This window comes from Actinomyces sp. B33, from assembly GCF_028437565.1.
GTDB lineage: Bacteria > Actinomycetota > Actinomycetes > Actinomycetales > Actinomycetaceae > Pauljensenia.
Genome location: NZ_JAMRYR010000006.1, coordinates 1 through 12,185 on the forward strand (window position 1 = coordinate 1; position 12,185 = coordinate 12,185).

Below are 12,185 nucleotides of genomic sequence, written 5' to 3' on the forward strand. Positions count from 1 at the left end.
CACACCCCACGCCCCCAACCACCCACAAGCACACCCCACGCCCGGCCGACTACAAGCACTCCCCATTCCATCCCGGCCCGTGAGCACAGCCGGCCGATCCGATGATGCCGTGCAGGTGGTCCAGGGCGGTCCCCCCACCCGCGGACGCAGCCGGGCGATACATCGGAATCCGAACCATACTCTCGGCCCGCACACGCACCCGCACTGTGGGACACTGAACCCATGACACCGCAGTCGAACCCCCACGCGGGCCTCGCGCCCCTGCCCGAACCCATCGCCCGACTCGCCGACGGCGTCGAGCTCCTCGATCCGACGCAGGCCCCTCCGATCCGATGGGGCATCATCGGCGCCGGCTGGATCGGCTCCGTCTTCGCCCAGGACGTCGCCGCCTACTCATCGGGGACCATAGAGGGCGTCGCCGCCCGCGACCCCCAGCGCGCCCGCGAATTCGCCGAGAACTTCGGCGTGGCCCGCGCTTTCGACACCTACGAGGAGCTCGTCTCCTGCCCCGACATCGACGCCGTCTACGTGGCGACGATCCACCCCCAGCACGAGGCCGCCGCCCTCCTGGCCATCAACGCCGGCAAGCCCGTCCTCGTCGAGAAGTGCTTCACGATGGACGCCGCCGCGGCCCGCAGGATCATCGACGCCGCGCATGCCACGGGCGTGTTCTGCATGGAGGCCATGTGGACCCGCCACCTGCCCCACCAGAAGGTCGTCTCCCAGATCGTGCGCAACGGCGGCCTCGGCCAGGTCGTCTCCGTCCATGCCGACCACGGGCAATCCCTCGAGCACATCCGCCGGACGTGGGACCCCGAGCTCGGCGGCGGAGCCCTGATGGACCTGGGCGTCTACTCGATGTCCTTCGTCCAACAGGTCCTCGGCGACTGCGAGATCGTCGGCGCCGCCGCGAAGATGACGGACCTCGGAGTCGACGTCGAGTCGGCGGCGCTCCTGAAGTCGGCGACGGCCCTCGCCTCGGCCTCGTCGAACTTCAACGGCAAGTCCGCGACCTACGGGGAGGTCGTCTTCAGCGACGGCGCCCTGGAGATGCCCGAGCAGTTCTACCGCCCGACGCTCCTGCGGCTGCGGACCTTCGGGGCGGGGCGCGCCGGCGACAACGGGGAGCTCGTCGAATGGGACGGGACGGTGCCCGGAGGCTTCCAGTACCAGGCGGCCGAGGTGGCCCGCTGTCTGGCGGCCGGTCTCACCGAGTCGGAGACGATGCCCTTGAACGACACGATCGCCGTCATGGATCTCCTCGACGACATGCGCCGCAGGATCGGGCTCGTCTACCCCTGGGAGAAGTGAGGCCCCCTCGGCGCGCGCATGCGCTCCGACAGCGGGGAATCCACGTATCCGTATGCGCGGTCTCGGCGATCGACACCGACTCAAGGCCTACCCCGGAGCAGTCCCCCATGCGTGCGGGCCACGTGGCGAATCGGCCACGAACTCGGCGAGACCCGGCCCGGGTACGCGTATGCGCGGGCCAGTAGATTCGCAGATCTCGTGGCGGAGGACGGCAGTCCCGCATGCGCACGTACGCGGCTCGATGATTGGCACCGGCCACGGCCCTCTGAGCCATCTCGCCTGTTCTCCTGCGCGGCACGGTCAAAACACCACTCTCGCGTGCCCGCCGGCGACGGGGCGCCGTACTCCCGCCCGCCGATGGTGGACATCCTCGTTCCCGCGTGCGGTGAACCTCCATTGACCGTCACGTCCAGCTTCCACCCGCGTTCACGCATGCGCGGTGCCGGTCCTATACGAATCCTATACGAGGGACGCACGGCGGTAGACCTCAATCCGCGTACCGGCGTACCCGCGTACGCGGTGAGCACGTGAGTGCAATCGCAGTTCGGATGGCGCCTCAACCCGCGTACCCGCATGCGCGGTGCCGGTCACGGCCCGTGCTTCGGGGCCTCCGGCGTGCCGCCCGCGTACCCGTGTGCGCGGTGCCGGTGAAGGCCGACAGGCCCCGCACGCATCATCGGCGAGGTTCCACTCCCCTGCGCTCGCCATCGACGAGCCTCGCGCTCCCGCGCCATCCGAACGCTCCGCGGGAAAAGATCCGCGCAAGGCCCTGACGCGAAATCGAGATCAAGACACGAGGCGATGAGCACTGGAGCATTCCTCGCGAGTCCCTGACGGAAGGGAGGGCCCGCGCCTCGTTCACGGTCGGAAAGGTCGGTCGGAAGAGCCCCTCACCCGAGCCGTTCAGCCGTCCACACGAGCGTCGAATAGGCGATCGCGACGGGCTCGCCCGGGGCGAACCGGAGATGCTCGTAGAGGTACCACCGCAGGTTCTCCTGCATGCGAGCGCGGCCGGCCCGATCCTGGCGCAGGTAGGACGAGCGCGTGGTCCCCAGGTCGAGGATCTCCTCGGGAGTCTTCGTATCCTCCCAGGGGATGACGTCGAGGACGGGGCTGGTGAACGAGGAGCCGAACGCCGGCGGGCGGTCGGGTCGGTGGACGTCGCCTGAGCGCATGATCCGGGTGAGTCGGTGGATCCAGGGGATCGAGACGTCCATCTGGTTCCACACGGCGCAGATCGTTCCCGAGGGGGCGAGGATCCTCGCGGTCTCGGTGCTCGCGGCGTCGGGGTCGACCCAGTGCCAGGATTGGGCGTAGACGACGAGGTCGGTGGCGGCGTCCGGCAGCCCGGTATCTTCGGCGGAGGCGGCGAGGAGGCGGATCGTCGGAGCATGGGCGTGGGCACGGGCGTGCGACGTCGACGAGGCGGGGGCGGAAGTCCACGGGGAGGACTGGTCGAGGACGGGCGAGGCACCCGCCGGGACCGACGCCTGGCCGTGAGTGCGAGCAGGGACGTACGGCCTCGACAAGGCGGAAGCGGGAGTCCGCGAGGAGAACTGGTCGAGGACGGGCGAGGCACCCGCCGAGACGGACGCCTGGCCGGAGGCGTCGGACGGGGCCTCGGGAAAGCCCGTGGATGAGGGGCGTCCGGGCGTGTTCGAGAGGGTCGGGATTTCGTCGCTTTGGAGGAGGTATCCACTGGTTTTCAGAACGTGGGCCATGTGTCGGCGCATGGCGGCGGAGGGTTCGACGGCGGTGACGTCGAGACCTCGGTCGGCCAGGAGGAGCGTCATCTTGCCGGTGCCGGCGCCGATGTCGGCGCCGGTGCGGGCCGGGCGGCCCAGTGAGGCCTCGGTTCGCGCGAGGAGGGCATCGAGGGCGGGGGTCGGGTAGGCGGGTCGGACCGCCGCGTACCGCGGGGAGTCGGCGTCGAAGGGGTTGGCGGATTCCACTCGGGGATCCTATCCGCCTCGTCCCCGGCCTCGTCTCGCAGCCTCTCTCAGCACTCGTTCCGAGTCCTCCTTCCGTACGCTATGCGCCCACCCCTCCCCTCCTCCGCTCTTTCCCCCGAAAACGAACATTTCCCCGCATAATCGGGCCCGTTTTTTCGTTTTCGAGGGAAATCACCGGGGCTCTGGACCGGATGAGGACCTGGAGGGGCGGACCCGCCGAAGGATGAGGAAGACTTCGGGCCCTTGACCGACCCCGAACCTGGACCTGGACTAGGACCTGGACCTGGACTAGGACCACAAGCCAAGACCAGACCAGGGCGGGACGAAAACCGGATCTGGTCGGAGAAACGAGCAGCCGTCTTCCCTCGAAAGTCAGACGATCTCTAGAGTGCGGAGAACAGAGGACCTCCTGGTTGAGATGTGAGCGTCGACAGCCCACGCCCCCGGAGATCCTCCCTCATGATTCACAGCCAGTGTCACCAATGCCCTGTCCAAGTACAACCAGACCGAGACCCAGGCCAGGCCAGAACCGGATTCAGACCGGATCAAGACCCACAGGAGTCGCCCACCCGCAGGATGAAGTAAACCTCCGGCTCACCGCCCCCGGTCCAACCCAGACCAGGCCCCCGACCGGACCCGAGCCGGGACCACGACCACGACCGGGACAGAGGCAAGCGCGTCCGAGCCGAAGTCAAGACCCGGACACCCGAACGGCGGCTCACCTGGCGATCGGCGGCACGGGCCCGCTGACACCGCCGTGGGCATCGAGGTCGCGAGCCAAACGCAGGATCAGGCCCTCGCACCCGCTACGAGCGACGACCTGCGCGCCGACCGGAAGCCCCTCCGGCGTCAATCCCGCGAACATCGAGGCCGCCGGATGCCCCGTAACATTGAACAGCGCCGTGTTCGACACGACAGGGGTCGAGGCCGCGAGCGCGGAAAGAGCATTCCTGCCCTCGAGGTCGTGGGCGCCGCCGGGCTCCCCGAGCAGCGTCGGGATGAGGATGAGGTCGGCGCCGCCGAACGCCTCCTGGACGCGCAGACGCATCCGCTCAGCGGACCTTTCAGCGGCCCTCACCGCCCAGGGACGGACCCGTGCGCCGACCGCGGCGATGGTCCTCGTCGTAGAGGCGAGGGCCTTGGGGTCGTCGACCTGCCTCGACTCCTCATAAACGCCCGCCGCGTAGAGGGCGAGGAAAGGCGCGGTGGCCCACGGCCAGCGCACCCTTCCCTCGCGCACGTCGTGCCCGGCGGCGCCCAGCCGCTCGGCGAAGCCCCGGATCGCCTCGGCGACCTCGGGCGACGGATGCGCCCCCGGCATGATTGAAGGCGTGGCGACGAGGATCCTCAAAGGCCGATCGGGGGCCGCGAGGACCCCAGGCGCGGAGAGGACGGTCGGCACGGCCCCGGCCTCGTCCCAGGACGAGTCCTCATCGGCCCCGCGGGCGCCGGTACCGGCCTCGACGACCCTCCACCTGTCGACCGGGTCGTTCCCGCTGATGACCTCCATGACGAGCGCCATGTCCTCGGCGGTGCGGGTGATCGCCCCGAAGGTCGCGAGCCCGTGCCAGTGCTCGGCCAGTGGAGCCGAGGACACGCGGCCCCTCGTCGGTTTGAGGCCGAAGACCCCGCACGCGGACGCCGGGATGCGCAGGGATCCTCCCCCGTCGGCCCCCATCGCAATGGGGACGATCCCGGCCGCCACTGCGACCGCAGAGCCCGCCGACGACCCTCCCGGCGACCGGCTGAGGTCCCACGGGTTGAGGGTCGCGCCGTGGTGCTCGGACTCCCCGGCGGGCACCTGCCCGAACTCCGGCATGTTCGTGCGCCCGACGATGACGGCGCCGGCTTCGCGCAGTCGGCGGATCGTCTCGCAATCGCGACTGGCGGGCCTGGTGTTCGCAGCGCCGCCGAGGCTGGTGACGTCCCCGGCGACGTCGTACTCCTCTTTGACGGCGATGGGGACGCCGGCGAGGGGGCCCTGGTGGGGCCCGTGGGCGTCGAGGGCATCCGCTTCAGCGAGGGCAGCCTGGGCGCGGACGACGGTGAAGGCGTTGAGCGCGGGATCGAGGCGAGCGATGCGGGCGAGGGTTTCCTCGACGACGCTGCGCGCGGTGATGCGTCCGGCGCGGACGTCGGCGGCGGTCTCGCGTGCGGACGGGCAGGGAGCGATCATGATTCCTCCTGGGGGAACGCGGTGCTGTCATCGTATGGGCATGGGCCCGCCGGACGCGGAGGGAGCGATGCGGCGCCGGTGCCCGCCAGGACGATCCCATCCACGGGCTCGTCAGACGCGGAGGAAGGGATCCGCGGGATGCGGTTCTCACGCGCGTATGGGCATGGTCGCGAGGACACGGGCATGGCCGATATATCGCGGACCCAAAGACTACTGCCTAAGCATGGTCTCGGGAGCACGGGCATGGATCTTCCGCGCGCCCTGTCGTCCTGTCGCCGCCACCCCCTCCTCCGCTCTTTCCCCCGAAAACGAACATTTCCCCGCATAATCGGGCCCGTTTTTTCGTTTTCGAGGGAAATCACCGCATCTGCGCGACCCGATCGCCCAGCATCCAAATCCGATCGGCGTCTCGCACCTCCGCCACGCCCAGCCTGCCCGTCCGAACCGACCGTCTTCCCGCCGGTTAGGTGACGACGACGAAGTCCGCCCAGCCTCGCAGATCGGCCTCACCGAGAGCCCCTCCGCCACCGGGCACCGCAGCACCGTCGCCGTCGGATTCCCTCCCTCCGAGATCGACGAGGCGCGCCTCGTCCTGCTCGGCCCATACTTCCCACCACGGCTCGTAAAGGTCGCCGTCTCGCGTGATCGCCCGACGGTAGCGTTCCTGGGCGCCGCCCGACGCCTCAATCCAGATGACGAGGACGGCCCGCCGCCTCGTCTCCGACGTCAGGGCGCCGCACCCTTCGAGGATCACCGGCGCGCCGGGCCGGAGGACCTCCTCGTCGCCACGGGCGCCCGTCTGCCAATCCCACGGCCGGTAGCGCGCCGGCTCGCCGGAGGCGAGCGCCTCGACGATCTCCTCCGCGCATCGGCTCCCGGCGGCCAGGCCGTGCCATCCCTCGTAGAGGGTATCCAGGCTGAGGATGCGCGCACCGTCCCATCGGGGCAGATCGCCGAGGGCGTCGGCGAGCGCGTGGGCGAAGGTCGTCTTGCCCGCTCCGGAGAGGCCGTCGACGACGATCACCGGGGTTCGCGAGGCGCGCGGCATACCGGCCGAGGTCTCCCGGATTCCTCCCTGACCGCGAACAGGCCGCCGCTCGCCCGAACCCGTCTCAGCCCCGCCGGCCGGGGTTCGCGAGACGCCCACAGCACCAGCCGGCGCTTGCGACGCACCCATCGCAACGCCCACAGTCCGCGAGGCGTTCGGCGCAACGACCGGAATCTCCCGGTCTCCTCCGTCACTGCGAGCGGACGGGCGCCCGCCCAGTCGCACGTCCGCCTCGTCGCTCTCCCTGTCGGCGGTTTCCACCGGGAGAATCTCGGCGCCCGGGGGCTCCGGGGCTCCCCACCCGTTCGCCGGAGCGACCGGGCTTCCCGAGGACAGCGCGTCCGTGCACGCCTCGATGATCTCGCCCGGCAGGGGCCCGCCGTCCCATGCGACGACCATGACGCAACGACCGCCCCTCTCACGCGCGGCCGCGCCGCCCCTGGGATCCGGCGTGGGCGCGCCGCCGTCGCCCACGGGGAATGGCCGCGCGCCCGCGTCCTTGCGCGGGGCCCGCCGCGTCGACGAAGAGGCGCCGCGCTCCGCCGGGATGTCGGCATGCCCGAGGGGTCCCGGCCGCGAGGTAGCCGCAGAGTCGGTGCCGCGCTCCGCCGGAGCCCCGTGCGTCGTCGAGTCCACGGCTCTCACCTGCCGATGAGCTCGAAATGCCCGGTGGCGACGGCCGCCGTGAGAGCGACGGTGGGGATCACCACGGCCACGGCCATCATCACCGCATCCGCGGCGCCGACCTTCGAGGGGCGCGCCCAGGTCCGGGTCGAGGCCGCTCCGAATCCTCGGGCCTCCATCGTCAAGGAGAGCTTGGCGGATCGGCGCAGCGCGAACACGAGCAGCGAGAACGACCCTCGAACGGCCGAGACGACCTTCCGGGAGTCCCCGATGCCGCGGATGCGCCGGGCCTGTTCGAGGGCCTTCCAGTCGGCGGCCATGAGGCCGGTCATCCTCGCGGCGGCGAGGGTCGCGAGGACGGGCCGGGCGGGCAGGCGGAGGACCTGCGCCAGTCCGTCGGCCATGTCCGTCGGGTCGATCCGCGTCAGGAGCACGATCGCGGGGAGTCCCACGGCGAGGACCCTCACGAAGATCCCGAGGGCGAGTCGCACGGAGCGCTCGGAGACGATCGCCGGGCCGAGCGCCCAGTAGACCTGTCCGCCGGGGTTGGCGTACAGGAGCATCGACAGGGCGGCGATGGGCGCGGCGAGCAGCAGCGGGGTCATCCGCAGGGCGAGTGCCGCGGGTCGGATTCTCGCGAGGAGGATGAGGGGGAGTTCGAGGACCAGGGCGATCCCCGCGGACACCGGGTCGATGGAGACGAGCAGGGGGGTCGTCATGACGATGAGCGCGAGGACGTGGATCACGGGGTTGATCCGACCGAGCGGGCCCGATCGCCCGGGGATGCCGGGAGACTCAGAGACCCCCAGCGGGCCCGATGGCCCGGGGCCTCCGGACCGCTGTGCACCACCATGCTTCTCGACGCGTTTTCCGGTCAAAACGTTCCCATAAGAGCGCCGAAAAGCATCCTCGTGCACACTGCTCATCTCGATAACGACATCCCCCATCGCCTCGACGTAGGCCGGGTCGTGGGTGATGGACACGAGAGTGGTCCCGCGATCGAGGGAGCGGCGCAGAAGCCGGACGAGCTCGATCCACGTCGTCCGATCCTGCCCGAATGTCGGCTCGTCGAGGATCAGCAGTTCGGGAGCGCTGATGAGGGCGGTGGCGACCGACAGCCGTCGTTTCTCCCCGCCGGACAGGGTCATGGGGTTGGCGCCGGCTAGGGCGGTCAGGCCCAGGGCGTCGAGGTGCTCGTCGACGAGGGCGTCGATCTCATCGTCTCCCACGCCGGAGCGCCGCGGCCCGATCTCAAGCTCCTCGCGCACGGTTCGGGCGACGAATTGGTATTCGGGTTCTTGGAAGACCATGGAGATGCGCCCGAGGAGGTCGGCGGAGCGCCAGTCGTGGGGGTCGGACGAGGCGCGGGCGGGAGGGTCGGCGGGATGGGCCTCAATAGTGCCGACGAGGGCGGGGAGGAGTCCGGCGAGGGTAAGGGCGAGGGTGGATTTCCCGGTGCCGTTGGCGCCGACGAGGCAGGTGGAGCGCCCCCGCTCGATGTCGAGGTCGATCCCGGCGCGCACGGGATGGTCGGGCGAGTAGCCGATGGCCAGTCCCCTGGCGGTGAGGATCGGATGATCGTGCACCGCGTTCCGGCCGGTGGGCGTCCGGCCCGCCGCGCCGGCGGGGGCTGCTCGTTCGATTCGTTCGGCGTGGTCCACGCGTCCGGGCGGCGGGCTCTGCGCGTCGAGGTCGTGTCGGTCGTCCGGTCGTGTCGGCCGGCCGGGCGCGTCTGGATTCGTGTCGAGGCCCCTGCCGGCACCGCCCGGTCCCGGGTGGGCGTTGTCCGCTCGGGGACGGAGGGGATGTCCGACGGCTCCGGCGACGTCGTCGCCGGGCAGCCAGATCCCCCGGTCGCGCAGGGCCCGCCCGTGGGAGGCGAGGACGTCGTCGAGGGGGCCGTCGGCGGCGATCCGCCCGTCGAGGACGACGACCGCCCGGTCGACGAGATCGGCCCACACGTCGACGCGGTGCTCGACGACGACGAGGGTGGCGCCGGAGGCGGCGAGGACTCGTTCGACGGCGTCGCGCACGTCGGCGACGCCGTCGGGGTCGAGGTTGGCGGTGGGCTCGTCGAGGATGAGCAGGCCGGGGCGCATGGCGAGGATCGACGCGAGGGCGAGGCGCTGCTTCTGCCCGCCGGACAGGGCGGAGGTGGAGCGGCTGTGGGGCACGTCGAGGCCGACTTCGGCGAGGGCCCGGTCGACGCGGGGCCAGATCCGTTCGGGCGGGACCTGGAGGTTCTCCATGCCGAATGCGGTGTCGTCGCCGACGCGGGCGAGGACGACTTGGGCTTCGGGGTCCTGCATGACGAGGCCGATGCGGCCGCGCTGGGAGGAGGGGTCGGCGGCGTCGACGGTGAGGGTTCCTCGGGCCTCGCCCTCGTCCTCGCCTCCGAGGAGTCCGGCGATGCCGCCCAGGAGGGTGGATTTGCCGGAGCCGGAGGGACCGAGGACGAGGACGCGCTCGCCGGGGGCGATGTCGAGGTCGACGCCGTCGAGGGCCCATGCGAGGCGCCCTCCGTGGCGCCATCCCCAGTTCCGCGCGTGGATGCGGGCTCCGGGTTCGGCGTCGCGGTGCCCGGGGGGAGGACTCGTGCGGGCGGCTCGTGTGGGGTCGGGCGCGTGTTCGGGCGCTCGGGCGTCGGGGGCGGGGGGTTGGGCCCCGCCCCGTCGTCCGGCGTCGGGGCCGGTGTCAGACACGGGTGCGGGCCTGGCGGCCGGCGGAGAAGCGGTCGAGGGCGCCCGTGCGGGCGAGGGCCTTGACGAGGAACCAGGCGACGAGGCCGCCGAGGACGGCTCCGGAGACGAGGCAGCAGGCGAGGTAGATCGTCAGGAAGGCGGGGCCCATGGCGAGGTTGCCGGCGGTGAACAGTTCGAGGATCCATGCCGCGGCTCCGGCGCCGAGGCCGGCGAGCGCGGCGACGGTGGCGGTGTAGCGGCGGTACATGACGAGGGCGAAGACGAGTTCGGCGCCGAGGCCTTGGGCGATTCCCGAGTAGAGGGCGCCGATGCCCCATTGCGAGCCGAGGGCGGCGGATACGGAGGCGGCGATGACTTCGACGAGGATCGCGGCGCCGGGTTTGCGGATGATGAGGCCGCCGAGGGTGCCGCCGAGGAGCCAGATGCCCAGGGCGAGGCCGCCGAGGCCGGGGGTGGTGGCGTCGAGGACGGAGTATCCGATGCCGCCGATCTGGTTCCAGATGAGGAAGATCAGGCCGCAGGCGACGCCGAGGACGGCTGCGGTGACCATGTCGACGACCCTCCAGTTGAGGGAGGGACGGGTGGTGGGGGGTGTGGTGCTGGCGGCCATGGCGCGTGTTCTCCTCTCGTGACGCCGTGGTGCGCACGAGTGAAGAGCCTTCCTACGCCGGCATGATCCGGTTCAGGTTCTACGGTCGGAGGCGCTGGCCTCCCTCTCAACCCGGTCGGTCCGGGTTCCCGTGGCACGGGCGTCAGTGTATCGGCTGGCGGCTCGGATGCCGAACGGGGTCGGAGGGGACGATCGGGAATCGGGCCGGTGGTCGAGGAACGACCGGGGACGCCAGGGCCAGGGACGCCAGGGCGGGGTCAGCCCCCGTAGTCGACGGCGCTGCCGGTCTCGGCCCGGCGCAGCATCCGGTGCCGGTTGACGAGGGCGGCGACGACGATGAACGCGATCCACGCGAGGGAGGCGATCATGCCGGCGCGGGTGTCGGCCCGGAGGCTGAGGACGACGAGCATGAGGGCCATGAAGACGAGGACGGTCCAGGCGCTGGCGGCCCCGCCGGGGGCGGGGAATCGGGAGGCTGCGTGGAGGTCCGGGCGTCGGCGCAGGTAGAGGAGGTAGGAGACGACGATGACGACCCAGACGCCCATGAAGAGGGTCGCGGACATGGAGGTGACGAGGGTAAATGCGTCGGCGATGGAGTCGCCGGAGGCCATGACGGCGATGCCGGACAGGAGGCAGAGGCAGGACAGGAAGAGGGCGTTGCGCGGGACGTGGCGGCCGGAGAGCCGGCGGAACACCCGGGGGGCGTCTCCGCGGGCGGCGAGGCCGTAGAGCATCCGGGAGGTGGAGTAGATGCCGGAGTTCGCGGAGGAGGCGGCGGAGGTCAGGACGACGAGGTTGACGACGGTGGCGGCGGCCGCCAGCCCGGTCATGGAGAACATGGTGACGAAGGGGGATGCTTCGGGGTTGATCTGGTCCCAGGGGGTGACCATCATGATCGCGGCGAGGGCGGCGACGTAGAAGAGCATGATCCGCACGGGGATGGAGTTGACGGCTTTGGGCAGGGTCGTGTCGGGGTCGGCGGTCTCGGCGACGGTGGTGCCGATGAGTTCGATGCCGACGAAGGCGAAGAGGGCGATTTGGAATCCGCCGAGGAACCCGTGGAATCCGGTGGGGAAGAATCCGCCGTGGGCCCACAGGTTGGAGACGGCGGCGGCGGTGCCGGCCTGGTCGACGGTTCCGGCGGCGACCATGGTCAGTCCGACGACGACGAGGGCGAGGATCGCGATGATCTTGACGAGGGCGAACCAGAACTCGGTCTCCCCGAAGGCTTTGACGGTCATGACGTTGAGGGCGAACAGGAGGATCGTCATGGCGACGATGGGGATCCACGCGGGGGTGTCGGGCCACCAGAAGCGGACGTACCCGGTGATGGCGACCATGTCGGCGACGCCGGTGACGATCCAGCACATCCAGTAGGTCCATCCGGTGACGAATCCGGCCCAGGGGCCGATGAGGTCGCGGGCGATGTCGGCGAAGGTCGTGTAGTGGCGGGTGGACAGGAGGAGCTCGCCCATGGTGCGCATGAAGAGGAAGAGGACGGCGCCGATGATGATGTAGACGAGGAGGATGGAGGGGCCGGCGATGGAGATGGTCTTCCCCGAGCCCATGAAGAGGCCGGTGCCGATGGCTCCGCCGATGGCGATGAGTTGGACGTGGCGGTTCGTCAGGGTGCGTTGGAGGTGCTGGTCGCCGGCGGTCGAGGGCGCGGCGGGGCTGGCGCTCATGGGTGTCCTCTCGGGTGGGGCCCGGGATCCGGCGGGCCGGGTCCGTGAATGGGCCAACGCTACTCCTGGTCGTGGGC

General features: G+C 70.8%; 7 protein-coding genes and 1 riboswitch. Of the genes, 1 reads left to right on the forward strand and 6 read right to left on the reverse strand.

The window, feature by feature from the left end; all coding sequences use genetic code 11:
* Positions 1-222 precede the first annotated feature (222 nt).
* A complete protein-coding gene (locus M3T53_RS09265) occupies positions 223-1,311 on the forward strand; it encodes a Gfo/Idh/MocA family protein (protein WP_272434247.1) in 1,089 nt (362 codons plus the stop codon).
* An 890-nt stretch (positions 1,312-2,201) separates the two neighbouring features.
* On the opposite strand, the gene M3T53_RS09270 is transcribed toward M3T53_RS09265, so the two are convergent.
* From M3T53_RS09270 to M3T53_RS09295, 6 genes are all read right to left on the reverse strand, one after another.
* A complete protein-coding gene (locus M3T53_RS09270; protein WP_272434248.1) occupies positions 2,202-3,263 on the reverse strand; it encodes a class I SAM-dependent methyltransferase in 1,062 nt (353 codons plus the stop codon).
* A gap of 718 nt (positions 3,264-3,981) precedes the next feature.
* Positions 3,982-5,439: an amidase gene (locus tag M3T53_RS09275; RefSeq protein ID WP_272434249.1), complete on the reverse strand. Its 1,458-nt coding sequence runs from the start codon at positions 5,437-5,439 to the stop codon at positions 3,982-3,984.
* A 463-nt stretch (positions 5,440-5,902) separates the two neighbouring features.
* Positions 5,903-6,487, reverse strand: coding sequence for an AAA family ATPase (locus M3T53_RS09280; RefSeq protein ID WP_272434250.1), 585 nt, complete (start codon positions 6,485-6,487; stop codon positions 5,903-5,905).
* Between the two features lie 641 nt (positions 6,488-7,128).
* Positions 7,129-9,813: an ATP-binding cassette domain-containing protein gene (locus tag M3T53_RS09285; protein WP_442866949.1), complete on the reverse strand. Its 2,685-nt coding sequence runs from the start codon at positions 9,811-9,813 to the stop codon at positions 7,129-7,131.
* The gene (locus M3T53_RS09290; RefSeq protein ID WP_272434251.1) at positions 9,806-10,423 is read right to left on the reverse strand and encodes an ECF transporter S component; all 618 of its coding nucleotides are present in this window, start codon (positions 10,421-10,423) and stop codon (positions 9,806-9,808) included. Before M3T53_RS09290 ends, M3T53_RS09285 begins: the two co-directional genes overlap by 8 nt.
* A gap of 32 nt (positions 10,424-10,455) precedes the next feature.
* Positions 10,456-10,565, reverse strand: a riboswitch (TPP riboswitch).
* 115 nt (positions 10,566-10,680) lie between these two features.
* Complete coding sequence (locus M3T53_RS09295) at positions 10,681-12,108, reverse strand: amino acid permease (RefSeq protein ID WP_272434252.1); 1,428 nt, start codon at positions 12,106-12,108, stop codon at positions 10,681-10,683.
* Positions 12,109-12,185 lie beyond the last annotated feature (77 nt).